The sequence below is a fragment of the Clostridium beijerinckii genome, from assembly GCF_036699995.1.
In the GTDB taxonomy this organism is placed as follows: domain Bacteria; phylum Bacillota; class Clostridia; order Clostridiales; family Clostridiaceae; genus Clostridium; species Clostridium helianthi.
On sequence record NZ_CP144906.1, the window covers coordinates 3210513 to 3230000 of the forward strand.

Genomic DNA, 19488 nt, shown 5'->3' on the forward strand with positions numbered 1-19488 from the left:
ATTCCTCTAAAAATTTAATTTTCACTGTTAAATACTAATACATTTTTGACAAAGTTGCAATGATTTCTTGCTTTTTATAGTAAATTTATATAAATATAAATATTATTTTGTCATAATATTTTCATTATAGACTTTATCACAGAAAAAAACATATATTTTCCACAAAATTAAATTTATCAAAATTCATCATAAAATATAAAATAATATATTTCAAATGGCTTTCTAAATTCCAGTCTTCATCTATTACTTAGTTCATTGAATTTTCAAATGTAAGTCTATTTTTTCGGAATCAAAATATTTATGATTTCGGTGAATTATCACATAAACTTAGTTTTGATTAGGATATCCATACATAGATACCACAATCATAAGCTATACTTAGAATATGAAATATCTTCCAAGCAGAAATGAGTGATATACTTTTGTGGAATGTTTCATTGGTAATTTTGATGGATGTGATTCTTGGCTATAAGTTGTTCCAAATGTGCTAGTTCAAAGCTTGTTCTTTGAGGCTAGCACTTTGGATGCAACTTTATAACCTTAGAATCACCCATCATAATTACCCAGAAACTGGAACAAAGGTATATTATTCATTTCGGTGTGATATACGCATAAGTATAGATTATAGTTGGTTTATCTAAAAAGATATATTTAAAACTTTAACTTATGTAAGCAATTAATCGGAAATCATATTATTTCTATCAAGCCCATTTTCTACAAGAATTGCATATAAAGTGCCATCTGCCTTCATCTCTTTTATTTTTTCATTAAATGCATCTAATAGCGTTTTATCATTTTTTCTAACTGCTATAGCTATATTTCCACTTAATTCCGGCGTATAATCTTTTAATATCCTTAAAGGTATATTTTTATTTTTTAGCAGAGAATATTTCACTATAACAGAGTCTACTATCCCTGCATCTATCTTTCTTTTATATATAGCATCCAATAATTCAGTTGAATTTTGAAAAATTGCTATATCCTTTATTATCTTATCATTTTTCCATCTTTCACCCATGCTCTCATACACCGTACCTTTTTCTACCCCAACCACTGAATTTTTTAAATCACTTTTAAAATTTATATTTGAAAATGTCGGAACAACAACAGCTTCTGTAGCCTTATATATTGGCTGAGTAAATGCGACTATCTTTTCACGTTCTGGAGTTATAAATATTCCACCTGATGCAATGTCTATACTATCATCAGCATTTAATTTTTCCAATAAATTTACAAATGGTGAGTTCTTAGTTTCAATTTTATTGATTCCAAGCCTACTTGCAATTTCGGTTATTATGTCAGCCTCAGTACCCTCTATCTTTTTTGTATTTTGATCTATATAAAAATATGAAACATCGTTTTGCGGTGAAGCGACAGTTATCACGCCTTTTTCTTTTATCAATTGTAACCTATCCTTTTGTTCTGATACGTTGGTTACTATTGCTCTACTATCATATCTTCCTGCACTGCCTTCAAAAATCATTCCCAAAAAATTTATAATAGTAATTAAAATTAATACTTTTTTCGATAATTTCTTCATGTTGCCCTCCTTTAGATGTCATTTAAATTTTTAAAATGCCATTGAGTCATATCCTGCAAGTTGTATCAAATAAAATGAAACCTCTATATTTAATGTACTATTACTATTTTGCTATAAAATAGTAAATTTTAAACATAGAATTCAGTTTTTAAACAAAAATAAGAGTTTACTTAACATAAACTCTTATCACCTATATTTCTCATTAAATAATTGAAACTTCTGCTTCATCCTTAAGAAATAACGGTATTATTTCTAATGGAGCGTTATAGTCTATTACTTGTCCACCATTAAATATCTTCCCTGAATTTACATCTTTCCAATTTGCACCTTTTGGTAAATATACTTTTCTTGACCTATCTCCTTTATGGAGTACTGGTGCAACAAGAACATCTGGTCCAAACATATACTCATCTGTAACATCCCAGCAAAGCTCATCTTCTGAGAAATCATAAAATAGCGGTCTTATAACTGGAGTTCCTTTTTCATGTGCTTCCTTCATGATTTTAGCAATATAAGGTTTCATCTTTTCCCTGATAAACATATATTTCTTAAATATTTCATATGCTTCATCACCATAGCTCCATACTTCATTAGCTGCACCACTTGCACATAGTCCTCCACCGCTAGTTCCAAGTGGCTTTGAATGTGGTTCACGATCACCATGTAGCCTAAATACAGGGCAGAATGCTCCATATTCAAACCATCTGATTATACATTCTCTAAAGTCTGGATCATCTGGATTTCCACCATGGAATCCTCCTATATCAGTTGTCCACCATGGTATACCTGCAATTCCCATGTTAAGACCTGCTGCAAACTGATTTCTTAAAGATTCAAAGCTAGAATCAATGTCTCCAGACCATACAAGTGCTCCATAACGTTGACTTCCTGCCCATGCACATCTAAGAAGATTAATTATATTTCCCTGCCCTTCTTTCTTCATGCCATCAAAAAACGTTTTTGCATACATAGTCGGATAAATATTACCTATTTGTGCATTTGGACCTAAGTGATACCTATAATTCTCGAAGTCGTAAACCGAATATTCTGGTTCAGCTTCATCAAGCCAAAATATTTTTATACCTTTATCATAGTAGTTTTTCTTAGCAATTTTCCATACAAAGTCACGGGCCTCTGGATTTGTTGGATCATAGAAAACAGTATCTCCCAAAAAGTCCATAGTTGTTCTAATTCCCCTATCAACTCTTACTAAATACCCTTTTTTAAGCATCATATCATAATTTTCGCTTGTCTTATCTACCGTTGGCCAAATTGAAACCATTAATTCAATGCCCATATCTTTAAGTTCTTTAATCATAGCACCAGGATCAGGCCAATAATCTAAATCAAACTTCCATTCTCCTTGTTTTGGCCAATGGAAAAAGTCAACCACTATAACTGAAATTGGCAGGTTTCTTTTCTTATATTCACGTGCAACGCTTAATAACTCTTCTTGAGTTTGGTATCTCAATTTGCATTGCCAAAAACCCATAGCATAATCCGGCATCATTGGCACTGTTCCAGTTGCCTTTGCATAAGCTTCTTCTATTTCTGCTGGCATATCACCTGCTGTTATAAAATAATCTAATTGCTTAGTAGAATTTGCTATCCACTCTGTAATATTTTTTCCAAAATTAACTTTTCCAATAGCTGGATTATTCCAAAGCATTCCATATCCTAAACTTGATAATACAAATGGAACACTAGCTTGGGAATTTCTATGTGCAAGTTCAAGTATGCAGTTTTTCAAATCTAAATTTGGCTGTTGATATTGTCCCATGCCAAATAACTTTTCCTTTGGATTTGATTCAAATCTCATAGTTAAAGTATAATCACCGCCAAGAATAGGTTTAAATTCACGTGCTTCTATCTCTAAAGCACTGCAAAATCTATTTACATTTTTCCTATTTCTTACATGCTCCTCTAAAAGAACATCATTTTTATCATTATAAAATGTTATTTTTCCTTCCTTATCAATCCTTGCATGAATTTTTCCATTCTCTATATATGCTTCGTTATTTTCAATCTTAATCTCAATTTCACAACTTTCTTGTGGCAATAAGGCCCAATCATTATTTATAAATTCTGCTTGCTTAGTGCTTCGTATGCGTAAACTATTTTTTCCCCAAGGCTCAATTTGTAATGTTTTACAGTCATATTTACGAATTAATACATTTCCATAAACTTCAAAAACACTATCATCTAAATTAATTTCCTTATTAGATTCCATATATGAACTCTCCAATCTTTGAATAATTATCTCTACTTAAAATTTGAATAATTAAATTCACCCTTAGAAACAGCACCTGCTAATTTATTATCTTTATATTAGTCTTAAGACTTTCCTATATTTTCTTTAAAAGTATTTATTCCTAGCCTTTAACAGCACCATTAGTTAATCCTCCAATTATATATTTTTGGAGGAATATAAATATTAAAACAACAGGCAAAACCAAAAGTACTCCATAAGCCATTATTGAATTCCACTGTATTCCATACTTGCCCATGAAATTATATATACTAGCTGTCATAGTTCTCTTTTCAGGACTGGTTAAAAATGTTAGCGAATAAGCTAAATCACCCCAAGCATATAAGAAGGAAAATGCTCCTGTCATTATAAGTCCTGGATAAGATATTGGAAGCATTATTTTTGTAAATGCCGTAAATGTATTGCATCCATCAATCTTTGCTGAATCTTCAAGTTCTTTTGGTAAAGCAAGAAAATAAGTTCTAAGTATAAGAACTACAAAAGGAACAGATATTGTTGCATCTGATAAAATTGGAGCCCAAAGAGTATCTAATAGATGTAAATTTTTATAAACTAAAAACATTGGTGTAAGTAATAGTGCTACTGGGAGCATCTGAGTTACTAAGAAGATTAATATAAATACCTTTTTCCCTCTCATCCTAAATCTTGCCAAGCCATATGCAGCTGGAATGGCTAATACACATGCTAAGATCATTGAAGCGAATGCAACTTTGCAGCTATTACCTAGTGTTACTATTATGCTGCTCTTTCCTGTAAATTGGTCTGTATAACTACTTAATGTAAAATCTTTAGGTATAAAAGTTGGAGGTGATGCAAAGATTTCAGCATTGGTTTTAAATGAACTTACTATAATCCAATATATTGGAAAAAGCATAATACAAGCTATGCAAATTGATACACAGCATAATATTATATTTTTTTGTTTATCCTTAAGAATAACCTTCTTCATTATCCAATCACCTCATCTTCCTTTATCAATTTGAGGTATCCTAAACTTACGCAGAATAAAATAGCAAATAATACATTGGCAACAGTAGCACCTTTACTAAATGAAAATTGCGTAAATGAAAGTTTATATGCAAAAGTTGACATTAGTTCAGTACTATTAACTGGACCTCCATTTGTCATAACAAATACTAAATCAAAAACTTTAAATGTATAAATAAATCCAAGAACTAATACAGATAAAATCGCTGGTCTTAATGATGGCAGAGTTATTTTAAAGAATCTCTGAATCACATTAGCCCCATCAACTTTAGCTGCCTCATATAAATCATACGGAATATTACTTAACCCAGTTGTTAATAACAACATATTAAATGGAATTCCAACCCATGAGTTTGTTAATATAACTGAAAACATTGAGGTTTTACTGTCTATAATCCAGCCTATTGGCTGTGATATTAGATGAAATTTCATAAGTAATTCGTTTATTATACCTCCGCTTGTACTATACATAAATTTGAACAATAATGCAGTTACTGTCATCGGTACAAGATAACTGACTACCATAAGTCCTCTAAGAGGTTCTGAAAGCTTAAATTTCAAATTGAAAAGCAAAGCTAGTCCGAGTCCTATAATAAATTGAATTGATATACTTCCAATAGTGAAAACTAAAGTATTCCAAATACTTATTGGCATTGCTGGATCTTTAAATACTTCAATGTAGTTTTCTATACCAACAAATGGTTTAACAGGCTGACTAAAAGTCGTTACATTTACATCACGAAGACTTAGAATAAAATTATATATAATCGGATATCCCACAAAAGCCAGCATAAATATTAGTGCTGGGAGCACAAATATGTACCCTTTTCTTTCTTCCTTAATAAATTCACTGCTATATTTATTTTTCAAAATTATTTTCACCTACCTTGCTTCAATTAAAAGGTGTCTGCACTAAATTTTAGGCACCTTTAGATTTTTTATATAGTTAGACAATTTAAGAATTTCACAAATTTGATAACATTTTAAGTTCATATCTTCACTAGAAATCATAAATATATTTGTGGAGAAAACATTTGAAAATGAGCTGTTAAAGGTTCTTTGCTGTAGGTTGTACCATTTTAGCTTGTCAAACTGAAAGTTGGAGCATGCTAAAGTGGATACAACCTGCTGCTTAGAACCTTCAGCAATATTTTCATAGCTTTTCGGAATCAAAATATTTATGATTTCGGGAAGTTAACTTTAAAGATGGGTATCTATAAAGTTATTTTAATACTGCATCAACCTTAACTTGTGCATCTTTAGCTGCTTGCTCTGGTGTCTTTGCATTTGTAAAACTTTCCTGCATTGCAGTAGACATTGCATCTGATATTTCAGGCCATTTTGGATGTGGCCCTCTTGGCATAGCATATTGCAATTCATCTAGAAATACACTCATAACTTGGTCTTTAGTTATTTTATCATCACTTTCTGCTACATCCTTTCTAGGTGGAATATAACCAAAATCAGCACAATATTCAGTCATATTATCTTTTTGCTGTGTATATTTAATAAAATCCCAAGCTTCAGCTTCATGATGACCTTTAATGATGCCCCAGTTTTCTCCACCTAAATCCGATGCAAATACTTTATCTTTAGGAATTTTTACAACTCCCCAATTTAGGTTTGGTGCATCCTTCTTAACCGTATCTATAATCCATGGACCATCTGTAATCATAGCTGCTTTATTAGTTACAAATTGTTTTTCTAAATCATTTTGTGTCCAGTTTATAACTTCTTTACTCATTGATCCATTCTTTATAAGATCGGTGAGATATTGAAGCGAACTTATTCCCGCCTCACTTCCAATTTCATTAAATTTAGCTCCTGTTGAAATAAGCCATGGAAGATATTGAAATGTTCCTTCCTCATTCTTTGGCGCAGCTATAGCTAAACCATAAGTATCTCCTTTTGTCAATTTCTTAGCTGCAGTCTTTAATTCATCAAAAGTTGTAGGTGGCTCAACTCCTGCTGCGCTTAACATGTCCTTATTATAAAATAAAGCTAAATCATTACTTCCAAGTGGAATTCCATAATATTTCCCATCTAATTGACATGATGAAATCGGTCCTGGGTAAAATTGATCTTTACCATCATATGAATTGATTTTGTCTGTAATATCTGCAAATAATCCCATTGCCGAAAATGAAGCCATATCTGGATTATCAACTAAACCTATGTCAGGTAGCTTGTCAGCAACAAGACCTATTGTAAACTGCTTAGTAAGTTCAGCTCTTGGTACGAATTCCACTTGAACTTCTACCTTATCTTGATATTTATTATATTTATCAGCAAGATTTTGCATTGCATTTTGTTGTTGCTGCCCATCAAAATAGCGCCATACTGTAATCGTTGTCTTTCCTGCCGGATCAGCTTTAGTTTGAGTTGTGCCCCCACCACTGCTTCCACATCCAATAAATATAGTCGCCGACATTGCAATAGCTGTCAAACAAGCCAGTAACTTTTTAGTTTTTTTCATATTATTTACCTCCTAAATTCTTATGAATAATAACGTTTTCTATAACTTAATATTACATCTTCTAAATTACTTCTAATATTCTATTATCATGAAAAAAGTGTAAAATCATGATATTAATTTTACACTTTGCATTTAAGCTTATTAAATAAAATAGCAAGCATACTGACTTATTCTTTCTTTATCATCTCTTAATAAAATTTCATATATTCTTTTGGAGACATACCTGTTGATTCTTTAAAAACTTTGCAAAAGTATTTAGAATCACTATAACCGACCTTCTCTGCAATTTCATAAATCTTTAGTTTGTTACTACCTAATAATTCCTTTGCTTTATGAATTCTAAACTCTTTTAAATAATCTGAAAAACTTTTTCCAAGTTCTTTTGTAAACAACCTACTTAAATATTCTGGGGTTATATTCATTCCACTTGCTATTTCTTCAAGAGAAATTTTATCGCTATAATACTCCTTTATATAATTTATAGCTTTTCTTACAATCAATGAATTTACTTTAGTTCCCTCATCATCTCTTTCACACATCTTACGGATTACATAATTCAGCCGCTCTTTCAACTCATCAAATGTAAAACTATTCTTAATTGAATCTAAAACACCTTCATTATTAAACTCAGTGTAAAGATTGCTATTACAGCTTTTAGCCACAGTTAAAATTGAAAAAATATACTTGCTGCTAACATCGATTATCTCGCATGGGTCGTAGATGTTTTCTTTCAAATATGATACAAATCTTTTATTAATATCAGATAACTTTTTCTGATCATTGTTTTTTATGGCTTTTAGCACTTCCTTTTCAAGATCTCTTGGATAATTACAATGATTTATTTTTAATTTAGATATTAGTTCTTCATAAATCACTTCATTATTTCCAAATGAAATAGGCCATCTAGACAATCTTTGTAGCTTTTTAAATGAACTTTTAATTTCAGATAGTTCGTTTAGATTAATAATACTAATAGTAGTATTTAAGAATCCCTTCTGCCTAAGTGAAAATAATATCTTATGCTTTAGCATTTTTATAAATTCTAAGTAAGGTGTTTTAGTAATTACTAAAATAGGCAAATAATTGTACTCTTTTAAGATAGAGTAATAGAAATTTACAATATTGTAATTCTTCATAGCTTCATAAATCTCTTTTATTATAAGTTCAACCTTATCTTCGTATTTATCTCTAAGATGCAAATTAACAACATATATATTTTCATTTTGCTTTACTTTACTTTCAATTATTTTGTAAAAATGCTCTAAATTTTGTCCTTTATTTAGTAGTACTTGTCCTAATTTTTCTTCCTTAAGTATACCTTCTTCTAAAAGTGCATCTTTTTCCTTACTTAAATTAAGCTTTTTTTCAATATCCTCCATGGTATTTTTTAAAGCAGTATAGGTTATTGGTTTCAATAAGTATTCATTAACTCCAAGTTTTATACCTTTTTGTGCATACTTAAAATCTGAATATCCACTAAGTATAATAATATATGGATCTTGACCACAATTTTTAATTTTCTGGAGCATATCTAATCCATTTATTTTCGGCATTTCAATATCTGTAAAGATAAGATCTGGCTTATGCTCTTTAGCTAAAAGGAAACCCTGCTCTCCATCAGAAGCCTTTCCACAAACGATATAATTTTCATTAATCTTTCCTAATAAGTTCCCCAGTCCTTCTCTAGCATTAATTTCATCTTCTACAATTAAAATTTTCATAAATATCCCCCTTAAAATATCAAGGTACTGTCAAAGTTTTTTATCTAACTAAGGCAGCAACCCTTTAATTTTTCTTATTTTTTATATAAATAACTTGCCACCCCCAAAAAGTTAAGATATTTTATACTTGCAAAACAAAAACACTGAACTAAAAAAGGAGGCAAGCTATTACCATGATTAATAAGTTTCTTCTTGAAACTGTAATTTATCTTATTGAAATTATAAAGTATCTCATGACTTTGCTGGTTGGCAAAAACTTGCTTAAAAGCATTTCGGACGAACCTGTTAAGAAAGAATACCGAAAGCTTCAAGTAGATGATCAACCAATCTTTGATGTTCCCGAAAAACTTAACTATAAGCTTCTAATAGCTGAATATGAGTTTAAGCACGGCAAAGAATTTGCTCCTGTGAAACCTCGCAAAAACAAAGCGTTAGCTCCTAAGGATGTTATCTGTCCTAAGTGTGGTGCTCCACATACCTATCTTTACGATAATAACGGAGGCCGAGGACAATATCTTTGCAAAGTCTGTGATACCACATTCAATCCTAAAAATTACTATCAGAAATCCATAGTGTTAAGATGTCCTCACTGCAGTAAAACACTTGAAAGAATCAAGGCGCGTAAGGATTTCTACGTTTATAAGTGTAAGAATGATAATTGCTCTTTTTACCAAAATAATCTTAAATCAATGACAAAATCTGAAAAACAAGATTTTAAGAAGAATCCTGGTAAGTTCAAAGTTAGATACATATTTAGAGATTTCACTTTTGACTTTAAGCCACTTTCTAAAGAAAGTCCGGTAAAATCAAAGGTTTCTCTTCCAAACATTATGATTTCTTCTTACACCTTAGGACTCATTCTAACTTACTACGTTAACTACGGTTTATCTTCCAGAAAGACAGCTGCATTGCTTAAAGATATTCATGATATTAAAATATCTCATCAAGCAATTTTAAACTATGTTAATGCCGTTTCAATTGTAGTTAAGCCATTTATAGATAACTACGATTATAAACTTTCTGACTCTTTCTGCGGCGATGAAACCTACATAAAAGTTAACGGTAAGTGGAACTATATTTTCTTCTTTTTTGATGCTGTTAAAAAGATTATTCTATCTTACAGAGTATCACCACATAGAGATACCGAAACGGCTGTAAAAGCCATCGATGATGTTCTAAGTAAGTTAAAAGAAATACCTGAAGATCTTAATCTTATAACTGATGGTAACCCTATATATCTTCTTGCACAGCACTTCTTTGCAAGCCATAGTATAAAATTCGATGTTACTCAAGTTATAGGCTTAACCAATAAAGATGAAGTTTCAAAAGAATATAGGCCATTGAAGCAAATTATTGAACGTCTTAACCGAACCTTTAAAGGCAATTATAGAGCTACTACTGGCTTCGGAAGTCCTAACGGGTCGGTTGCATTTGTAACTATGTTTGTGGCATACTTTAACTTTCTAAGACCACATTCTGCCCTTGAAGGCAAAACTCCTGTAATCCTTGAAGAGTTAGAGTCAATGTCCAACATGCCTACTAGATGGTGCAAATTTATTGAACTATCTCAAGACTTTGTTCTAAATAACTGTACAATAACTGCCTAATGATCTAAAGCAGTTGGTGAAACGCACCCTTGACACGCCCACAAAGATAAATGGTAAAATATCTCAATAGGCGGGTCTATTAGTCATGTTCAAAATTATCATTCACCCGTCCTTAACTGCCTAAGACCATTTATCTTTAGGTGTGTCAAGGGCAACTAGCAAACATAATTTAACATTAAATGGTAGTTGGATTGATTTTTCATATATTTTTTACACTACCAATATCAATGAAATAATCAAAGTTATTGTAGTTCCTTGTCCCTTTGCACTTTCAATACTAAACTTAGCATCTTCACCATAATAAATCTTTATCCTGTCATATACATTTTTTATACCTATATTTTCATCTTCATCTTTCCCTGATTTTATATTATTAATTATGTCTTTGAGCTTTCTATCTTCTATACCTAATCCATTATCTTTTACTACGATTTTTACATACTTATTTTTAAATCTATTTATGCTAACTTTTAATATTCTTTCACTATCATATCCTTTAAATCCATGAATAATTGAATTTTCAATTAAGGGCTGTAATATTAACTTATGAATTCTAGCCCCTAATATATTTTCATCTACATCTAAATCCAATACAAAGCTATTATTAAATCTAAGCTGCTGCAAATATACATATTTCTTCAACCATTCAACTTCATCATAAATAGTCACTTCCTTATTAATATCGCCTATGCTATATCTTAGTATTTGCGCCAAATTTCCAATATTATCACTAACTTCATAATTTTCATTTTTAATTGCCATCCAGTTTATACAATCTAAAGTATTATACAAAAAGTGAGGATTAATTTGAGCGACAATTGCCTTTATTTCAGCTTCTCGTCTTTTATTTGATAATTCAACAATAAAATTACTTTGATCTTTTATATCTCTTATCAAGATATTTATTGTAGACAACATTTCATTAAATTCGTCTCCTATAAAGGACATTTCATCTTCTGTGCTTAGCTTTATTTTTACATTGAAATTTCCTTTTTTAGCTTCCTTCATTCCACTGACAATAATTTTAACTGACTCGTACAATTTATTTGAAAATATTATAATAACTATTGTTAAGATTATAAGTATCAATCCTAGAAATACAAAAGTTAAATTTCTTAATAACTTAACTTCATAAAATAAATTATCTTTATCAACAACATTAATTACTTTCCAGCCAACACTATCTATAGGAATACTGCTAACAGATATATTTCTATTCTTAAAACTCGGTATTGAATATATTAATTGATTTAGTGTTTCCATATTATCAGTATCATTAATCTCACTGCTAGAATAATCTTTTACATATGTCCCAATGTACTTCTTATCTTGAAATGATATAACTCTCCCATCATTATCAACTATTACAGAGCACATATTAAGCTTATCTTCCTCAAAATCTTCCTTATCCATCTGAACATTACAAACATCAAATAGAATTTGTTCATCAAAACTCATAATAATTATCCCAATTTCATCTTTAGTTCTGATATCTCTAACTTTTAGTCCTATGTGAAACATATACTCAGATTTTCCATGAATAAAGCTATTACAAGTTGTAGGTAATATTACGGGAATATTACTATTTAAGATTTCAGAATAAATTTTGCTTTTTTCAGAATTACTATATTCTTCCCATATTCTATTATTGATTCCTTGATTACCTTTATCATAATATACATTTCTTCCATTGTTCCCAACAAAGGTTATAGCTCTAATTTGATTTCTTGAATAAGAATAAGATCCAAAGGCATCTCTAATCTTATTAATAGACGCTGCCTTTTCAAACTCATTTCCGTCGTTAAACATTTTCTCTAATTCTAAACAATCATTATCTGCTGCAATCCTATATAAAATATCCTTATAATAATTCATATCAGTTTCTATGTTAGTTTTTATGTAAAATAAATTTCTATCCGTAAGATTTGTAATCTTCTTTTCGAGATAATGTTGTGACAGCTTATATAAGAACACTTGACTAAGAACCATTGGTATAATTGAAATAATTATAAATATGCTTAACAATTTTGCTTTTATACTATAACGTTTCCAATTCAAAAAATATCTAATTGTATTCGTAGCATTGTTAAAAAATTTCATTATTTATAATTTCACCACTCTTTAGGCACATGAAAATAAATAGCAAGTCCAAAGTTTCTTTGAATGCCTTTCCTTAGACAAGGCGAAGCAATAAATTACCCTCATGATGCCCCTCTATTAAGTGAATTTGCCAATGTAGCATGATGGAACATAGACCGACAAATGGGCTTTTTATTTATTTAATTGTGTCTCATTATTTTAACTTAATACATACATTATATTCCATTATTTTACTATCAATCAACCGTACAACTTAAAATTCCTTTCAAAATAAGTTAAGAATATAAAAAGGTAGCAATGTAACTTTTTATATTCTTAACTTTTTTCCTTTTTTAATTGTAAAAAAGGTTTATTGGAATGAATTTAACTTTTTTACTTCTTTCAAATTTATATTTTTGGGGCTATATATAAGTTATAGAAAGCTTAGCTTAGTTCATCACGGCTTATCATAATCTATCAGATACCAATACTACTGTAGAAAAGATGGTATTAAAAGAAGAACAAAAGCAAAACTGCTAGTTACTTAACAAAAATTTCGTAACTAGCATTCTTATTTAGCTTATTAAAGATACTCATTTAACTCTTGGTGGGTTTACATCATCAAAACTTCCAATAACAAAATATGAAGCTTGAGCTTGCACAAGGAGCTTCTCATGCTCATCAAATATTTTGCATGCACACCTCATTATGTTTTCACCATCACTTACAACCTCACCTACTGCTGTAATTGTGCTTCCTGCATTTACGTTTTTTATATAGCTGATACTTAAATCTGTAGTTACTATACGCTTTCCTAAAGTTGTGCAAGAAACTCCCATGACAACATCTGCAATTGACGCCAAAGTTCCCCCGTGTATGTATCCATATATATTACAATGCCTATCAATAATTTTCATTTCGTATATAACTTTCCCCTCTGTAACTTCAACAATTTGAGGATCAAGAAAATTTTCAAGTATAGATTTATTATAATTTTCCTCTAAATAACTTTTTAACCAAACAAGATGTTCTTTTGACATAATAACTCCTCCTTCACTTCAACGCATTGCCTAAGATATCTTTCTTAATAACCTTTAAAGCAATTACTAGTTTTACCCTTGTTTTACACAAATATATATTATTTTCATTGAATCTTTTATTACGTATATGATTATATAGATCCCCCACTAAGACCTTGATTTATACATATAACTCGCCAAAATGAATAACATACTTTTGTTCCAAAAATTTATGAAAACATATTTATGATTTCTAGTGAAAATACTAACTTAAATTCTTAGCAACTTTGTAAATATGTTCATCTAATAAGTCTAATTTTTAATTTATACTTTGCAATAAATACTATGCTAGAAAGCAGAAACATTTTTATGCAGCAGGCATTGAAAATGAGCTGTTAAAAGCTCTTAATTGTAGGTTGTTACATTAATGCTTACTCCCAATTTCATTGTGACAAGCATTAATGGTGCAACCTGCAATTTAGCACTTTCATCGAAATTTTCATAGTCCTGTGAAATAACAATGTTTCTCCTTTCGGTGAATTATTGCATAAGTCTACGTCATATATTATTTATCTATATTATAGCAAACAAATTAAATATATTCTAACTTACAACTAATTCTTAGAATTGAAATATAATCTACTTCATATTAATTGTGAAACAAAATATATACATATTTTTATATACCGTCTAAACAATCTTAATTTATAAAGTTTTACATTAAACTATCATTTGATAAAACCAAATAATTTGATAAAGAATACCTTGTATTATTTAGCTTACACAAAAATCCAAGTTGAATATAATTTGGATTCTTATTGATTTTTATAGAAATATTATATAAAATGAATTAGTAGACTAATTGATAACAATATTCAATTAAGAATCAAGAGGTGAATGATTTGAATATAGGAAAAAACAAAATACTTTTTATATATAGTTTAATATCATTAATTAATTTTACTTTAAATGCTAAAGCTTTTGCTTCAGTAAAAAACAGTATAAGCGAAGACGCTCCTTTATACACTATCATAAATTTTGCTAGCTATATTTATAATAATTACAAAACTTTTATATTCATTATTTTAGGTATTATTTGTATATCATTATTAGATGCCTTTTACTGTCTTGTTGTAAAAGCAAAAGAACAGTCAAAATATCTAAAAGACTTAGATTTGGAACGCGAAAGATATTTTATAGTTGTTGAACAATTAAATGATATTATATTTGATTTTGATATAACTGAGAAAAAGATCTTAAGTTCATCTAAGTTTGAAGAAACTTTTGGATGGACATTAAATACTCAAGATTATAATAAAAGTTTTCTGAATGAGTTAAAAATACATACCGATGATAAGATATTAGTTAATAAAATCACCGATGATATGAAAGCTTTAAACAAACAGTCCATTATAAAGCAAATACGGCTAATGAAGAGTGATGGGGACTATCTTTGGTGTGAACTAAAACTAAACTATATACAAAGAGATAATAAGATTGTCAGAGTAATAGGTAAAATTACTGATATTGACCATATTGTAAAAGAACATTCTATGCTAAAGCTAAGATCTGAATATGATCAGCTCACGCAAATATATAATAAATCTACATTTTATGAAAAAGTTAAAAATTATATTAAGGATAACAAAAATGATAACTGTATGCTGATTTTTATAGATTTAGATAATTTTAAAGCTATAAATGATAATTTAGGACATATGGTGGGTGATGAAGTTCTAAAGGATACTGCAAATAAAATTTGTGACGTCTTTAACGGTACAGATGTTATTATTTCAAGATTTGGTGGAGATGAATTTTGTGTATTTAAACCAAGTCATTCTATTTCATTTATTAAAGATAAAATTAGCATTTTATGCAATAACCTCAATGCTACATATATTGGCAACAATACTGAGATAACTGTATCTGCAAGCATCGGTGTTGCCTTTTACCCTAAACATGGAGATACTTTAGAATCTTTAATTCATAAATCAGATATAGCATTATACAGTTCTAAAGAAAATGGAAAAAATCAATTTACCATATACAGCAAAAGGCTTGAAATTGAATGTTGAATTAAATTACCATATACAACAATAAGCTTGAAATTGAATGTTGAATTAAATCTCATATTCCGCCTAACTAATTTTTCCTATTTAACCTCAACTATTCACTATATTATTTGACTAAAAATTATTATGATTACGGTATGCAAATAATATTTAATGGGGGGATTGGAATGGATAAAGAGTTGTTATTGGAAAATATTGAAATGGAAGCATATAGCCATGGAAAAGCGACGCTTGTAGCAGGTATGTGTAAGAAACTAGGAGTTATCAACATCTTTGATCAATATTTGACTAAACAAAATGGGAGAAAGCCTGATATAGCTTATGGGATAATGGCTCAAATGATGTTAGCAAATCTTTGTCATTCAAGACGACCATTATATCTTATGGATGAGTATTTTGAACATATTGATATTGAAGGGACATTTAACAGCGATGCGAAGCCTCATAATCTTACAGATGATAGATTTGGCTGTTTTCTTGATAATTTTCATGAAGCTGGTCCAAGAAAAATTTTTTCTGAAATAAGTATGACTGCTTTCGCTACGTATGGATTGAGTATAAAGAATATTAATTACGATACTACCTCAAAGGTAATGTGGGGCCAGTATGAAACAGAAGAAGGTAAAATAGATGAAATATCAATTGATTATGGATATAGTAAAGATAAAAGAAATGATAAGAAACAAATAAAAATTGGAATTGGAACAGCTAACGGTATAGTTGTAGACGCAAAAGTTCTTTCGGGTAATACAGATGATAAAACTTATAATAATGACGCTATAGATGATGTTGATGAAATTTTAAAAAAATCCAAAACTAGTAAAGATTCATTCTACTATGTTGCAGATAGTGCATTTTTTACAGAAGAAAATATTAATAAAGCAAATGGTAGAGATATAAAATTTATAACAAGAGCTCCTGAAACAACAAATATGTCTAAAATCTATATTGGTAAATTTTTTAGTGAAAGACAGTTAACAAAAGATGTTATTTTTGAAAATGCCCAAGGTAAAAAAGTTAAATATCAAGTATTAGATTATAAATCAGAATATAAGGGGATTCCAGTTAAACTGGCAGTCTGTTATTCCTTCACTCTTGAAGAAACCAAAAGGAAAACTATTTCTAGGCATGCAGAAAAAGAATATGCCGAATTAGAGAAAAAAATCAAAGTATTTTCCAAGCGTAGCTTCGCGTGCGAAGCAGATTCACAAAAAGAAATAGAAGAGTTTTTAAAGACTAAAGGGAAAAAATTAAAATACCATTCTGTTAATTTGAATATTGAAATGAATGAAAAACGTAAGCGTAAAAAAGCTGATAATAAGGATTCACAAAAGGAATATGAATATACTATTAATTTAGAAATTAACCGTGAAGATTCAAAAATTGAAGCAGCAATTGAAAGAGAGTGTACTTTCATCTTAGCAAGTAATGATTCTGATATTTCATGTGAAGAAATGCTGAAAGAATACAAAACTCAAAGCAGCGTAGAGAAAAAGTTTCAGCAGCTAAAAGCACCAGAGTTTATAGATGACCTTTTTGTAAAAACTCCCAAAAGAGTTGAAGCCTTAACATACATGATACTTATTGGTTTAATGATTTTATCAGTAATGGAACATGTAGTCAGACGTGAGATGAAGAAAGATAATACGATTATACTTGGACCTGGAAAAATAAAAATGTCCAAGCCGAGTTTAAAAGCTATAATGGGTATCTTTGAGTATGTGCCTATACAAGTAATTAAAGTTAATAACAATTGTATAAGAAAGTTTCAAAAACCACTAAAAGATAATCAACGGCAGATATTGAATTATTTAGGTTTGGATGAAAGTATTTTTGTTGGACATGCTATTTAACAAGTATATATTTCAAAAAATTTAATAATGATTCCATTAGGGATAGTTTAGAAATTTACTATGGAATAATTCACATATAGATATATATTATTCCAAACTTTAAATAAAGAAAAGATATTTCACTGAAATGCATAGCATTCAGCGAAATATGAGTTAAATTACCATATACAACAATAAGCTTGAAATTGAATGTTGAGTTAAACCAAAAATTAAGAAATCCTCAAAATTACTATCGAGGATTTCTTAATTTTTAGGTTGAAATAGCAAATATTCCAATTCAGCATTCCATTGGTAAAGTTCTAGATTTTCTTTTTCCGATATGCATCCTTGTATCTATCTCTTCATGTCGTATAAACATGATTAATTATAATCTAAAAAAATAAGTCCTAGATAAACTAGAACTTACTTTTCAACTTGGTGACTCCTAGGGGAATCGAACCCCTGTTACCACCGTGAAAGGGTGGTGTCTTAACCGCTTGACCAAGGAGCCATATTAAGTTTCATTTAAATGGAGCTGGCAATAGGAATCGAACCTACAACCTGCTGATTACAAGTCAGCTGCTCTACCGTTGAGCCATGCCAGCATATTTAAATTAAATTGGCGACTCAGAAGGGGCTCGAACCCTCGACCTCCGGCGTGACAGGCCGGCACTCTAACCAACTGAGCTACTGAGCCGTATTATGGTGGCTCGAACTGGAATCGAACCAGTGACACGAGGATTTTCAGTCCTCTGCTCTACCGACTGAGCTATCGAGCCATATTACCTCGCAACGTCCTACTCTGCCACACAGTCTCCCATGCAGTACCATCGGCGCTATAGACCTTAACTTTCCTGTTCGGAATGGGAAGGAGTGTTACCTCTATGCCATCATCACGAGATGCATAATTTACAGAAATCTTCGATTTCGTGTAAATTAGCACTCAGCGAACGAATGTGAGTCGAGTTTCCTTTGAAAAAAGACTCTTAGTTTACGCTTATACTACATTTACATGAATCTATTACTGTAATTATTCCTTTTTGAAAAAACTTTGTTCTTTCAAAATTGCACACAGTTTCTTTAATGTATTTACAACTTGATTATATTGGTCAAGCCCTCGACCTATTAGTATCAGTCAGCTAAATATGTTACCATACTTACACCTCTGACCTATCAACCTTGTAGTCTTCAAGGGGTCTTACTAGCTTATGCTATGGGAAATCTCATCTTGAGGTGGGCTTCACACTTAGATGCTTTCAGCGTTTATCCCTTCCCGACTTAGCTACCCAGCTATGCTTCTGGCGAAACAACTGGTACACCATAGGTCAGTCCATCCCGGTCCTCTCGTACTAAGGACAGCTCCTCTCAAATTTCCTACGCCCGCGACGGATAGGGACCGAACTGTCTCACGACGTTCTGAACCCAGCTCGCGTGCCGCTTTAATGGGCGAACAGCCCAACCCTTGGGACCTACTTCAGCCCCAGGATGCGACGAGCCGACATCGAGGTGCCAAACCTCCCCGTCGATGTGAACTCTTGGGGGAGATCAGCCTGTTATCCCCGAGGTAGCTTTTATCCGTTGAGCGATGGCCCTCCCACGAGGTACCACCGGATCACTAAGCCCGACTTTCGTCCCTGCTCCACTTGTAGGTGTCGCAGTCAGGCTCCCTTCTGCCTTTACACTCTTCGAACGATTTCCGACCGTTCTGAGGGAACCTTTGGGCGCCTCCGTTACATTTTAGGAGGCGACCGCCCCAGTCAAACTGCCCACCTAACAATGTCCTGTCACCAGTTTCATGGCATCCAGTTAGAACTTCAATACTATCAGGGTGGTATCCCAACAACGACTCCACCAAGGCTGACGCCCTAGTTTCCCAGTCTCCCACC

At 31.0% G+C, this 19488-nt stretch carries 11 protein-coding genes, 4 tRNA genes and 2 rRNA genes (1 of these 17 cut by a window edge); 3 read left to right on the forward strand and 14 right to left on the reverse strand.

Annotation, left to right across the window (positions count from 1 at the left end):
• Positions 1 to 676 precede the first annotated feature (676 nt).
• From PZA12_RS14815 to PZA12_RS14840, 6 genes are all read right to left on the reverse strand, one after another.
• Positions 677 to 1540 (reverse strand): ABC transporter substrate-binding protein, encoded by an 864-nt coding sequence (locus PZA12_RS14815; protein ID WP_078117671.1) that lies wholly within the window; start codon positions 1538 to 1540, stop codon positions 677 to 679.
• A 202-nt stretch (positions 1541 to 1742) separates the two neighbouring features.
• A complete protein-coding gene (locus tag PZA12_RS14820) occupies positions 1743 to 3770 on the reverse strand; it encodes a TIM-barrel domain-containing protein (RefSeq protein WP_103698896.1) in 2028 nt (675 codons plus the stop codon).
• Between the two features lie 142 nt (positions 3771 to 3912).
• The gene (locus PZA12_RS14825; protein ID WP_023975407.1) at positions 3913 to 4758 is read right to left on the reverse strand and encodes a carbohydrate ABC transporter permease; all 846 of its coding nucleotides are present in this window, start codon (positions 4756 to 4758) and stop codon (positions 3913 to 3915) included.
• On the reverse strand, positions 4758 to 5666 hold the full coding sequence (locus PZA12_RS14830; RefSeq protein WP_023975408.1) for a carbohydrate ABC transporter permease: 909 nt from the start codon (positions 5664 to 5666) through the stop codon (positions 4758 to 4760). Before PZA12_RS14830 ends, PZA12_RS14825 begins: the two co-directional genes overlap by 1 nt.
• A 352-nt stretch (positions 5667 to 6018) precedes the next feature.
• Positions 6019 to 7272 carry a sugar ABC transporter substrate-binding protein gene (locus PZA12_RS14835; protein WP_103698897.1) on the reverse strand — a complete coding sequence of 418 codons (1254 nt, stop codon included), beginning with the start codon at positions 7270 to 7272 and terminating at the stop codon, positions 6019 to 6021.
• A 188-nt stretch (positions 7273 to 7460) separates the two neighbouring features.
• On the reverse strand, positions 7461 to 8993 hold the full coding sequence (locus tag PZA12_RS14840) for a response regulator transcription factor (protein WP_103698898.1): 1533 nt from the start codon (positions 8991 to 8993) through the stop codon (positions 7461 to 7463).
• A gap of 173 nt (positions 8994 to 9166) precedes the next feature.
• Here PZA12_RS14840 and PZA12_RS14845 point away from each other — a divergent pair, with 173 nt between their 5' ends.
• Complete coding sequence (locus PZA12_RS14845) at positions 9167 to 10600, forward strand: DDE-type integrase/transposase/recombinase (RefSeq protein ID WP_168983577.1); 1434 nt, start codon at positions 9167 to 9169, stop codon at positions 10598 to 10600.
• A 210-nt stretch (positions 10601 to 10810) separates the two neighbouring features.
• Here PZA12_RS14845 and PZA12_RS14850 read toward each other — a convergent pair whose 3' ends face one another.
• Together PZA12_RS14850 and PZA12_RS14855 are read right to left on the reverse strand one after the other, a co-directional pair.
• On the reverse strand, positions 10811 to 12700 hold the full coding sequence (locus tag PZA12_RS14850; RefSeq protein ID WP_103699381.1) for a cache domain-containing sensor histidine kinase: 1890 nt from the start codon (positions 12698 to 12700) through the stop codon (positions 10811 to 10813).
• 572 nt (positions 12701 to 13272) lie between these two features.
• Positions 13273 to 13719 (reverse strand): PaaI family thioesterase, encoded by a 447-nt coding sequence (locus PZA12_RS14855; protein ID WP_078117663.1) that lies wholly within the window; start codon positions 13717 to 13719, stop codon positions 13273 to 13275.
• 872 nt (positions 13720 to 14591) lie between these two features.
• Here PZA12_RS14855 and PZA12_RS14860 point away from each other — a divergent pair.
• On the forward strand, positions 14592 to 15773 hold the full coding sequence (locus tag PZA12_RS14860; protein WP_242984909.1) for a sensor domain-containing diguanylate cyclase: 1182 nt from the start codon (positions 14592 to 14594) through the stop codon (positions 15771 to 15773).
• Positions 15774 to 15937: 164 nt separating this feature from the next.
• A complete protein-coding gene (locus tag PZA12_RS14865) occupies positions 15938 to 17623 on the forward strand; it encodes an IS1634 family transposase (RefSeq protein WP_181006061.1) in 1686 nt (561 codons plus the stop codon).
• Positions 17624 to 18038: 415 nt separating this feature from the next.
• On the opposite strand, the gene PZA12_RS14870 is transcribed toward PZA12_RS14865, so the two are convergent.
• The 6 genes from PZA12_RS14870 to PZA12_RS14895 all read right to left on the reverse strand — a co-directional run.
• Positions 18039 to 18113: transfer RNA gene (locus PZA12_RS14870), tRNA-Glu, on the reverse strand.
• Between the two features lie 19 nt (positions 18114 to 18132).
• A tRNA-Thr gene (locus PZA12_RS14875) sits at positions 18133 to 18207 on the reverse strand.
• Positions 18208 to 18222: 15 nt separating this feature from the next.
• Positions 18223 to 18299: transfer RNA gene (locus PZA12_RS14880), tRNA-Asp, on the reverse strand.
• A gap of 6 nt (positions 18300 to 18305) precedes the next feature.
• Positions 18306 to 18381, reverse strand: a tRNA-Phe gene (locus PZA12_RS14885).
• Between the two features lie 5 nt (positions 18382 to 18386).
• Positions 18387 to 18503 (reverse strand): 5S ribosomal RNA (gene rrf, locus PZA12_RS14890).
• A 204-nt stretch (positions 18504 to 18707) separates the two neighbouring features.
• A 23S ribosomal RNA gene (locus PZA12_RS14895) occupies positions 18708 to 19488 on the reverse strand (it continues 2130 nt past the right edge of the window).

Bases quoted from the DNA above. Each gene is read 5' to 3' on its own strand.
- PZA12_RS14815 (WP_078117671.1), bottom strand. From the start codon at position 1,540: ATGAAGAAATTATCGAAAAAAGTATTAATTTTAATTACTATTATAAAT.
- PZA12_RS14820 (WP_103698896.1), bottom strand. From the start codon at position 3,770: ATGGAATCTAATAAGGAAATTAATTTAGATGATAGTGTTTTTGAAGTT.
- PZA12_RS14825 (WP_023975407.1), bottom strand. From the start codon at position 4,758: ATGAAGAAGGTTATTCTTAAGGATAAACAAAAAAATATAATATTATGC.
- PZA12_RS14835 (WP_103698897.1), bottom strand. From the start codon at position 7,272: ATGAAAAAAACTAAAAAGTTACTGGCTTGTTTGACAGCTATTGCAATG.
- PZA12_RS14840 (WP_103698898.1), bottom strand. From the start codon at position 8,993: ATGAAAATTTTAATTGTAGAAGATGAAATTAATGCTAGAGAAGGACTG.
- PZA12_RS14845 (WP_168983577.1), top strand. From the start codon at position 9,167: ATGATTAATAAGTTTCTTCTTGAAACTGTAATTTATCTTATTGAAATT.
- PZA12_RS14850 (WP_103699381.1), bottom strand. From the start codon at position 12,700: ATGAAATTTTTTAACAATGCTACGAATACAATTAGATATTTTTTGAAT.
- PZA12_RS14855 (WP_078117663.1), bottom strand. From the start codon at position 13,719: ATGTCAAAAGAACATCTTGTTTGGTTAAAAAGTTATTTAGAGGAAAAT.
- PZA12_RS14865 (WP_181006061.1), top strand. From the start codon at position 15,938: ATGGATAAAGAGTTGTTATTGGAAAATATTGAAATGGAAGCATATAGC.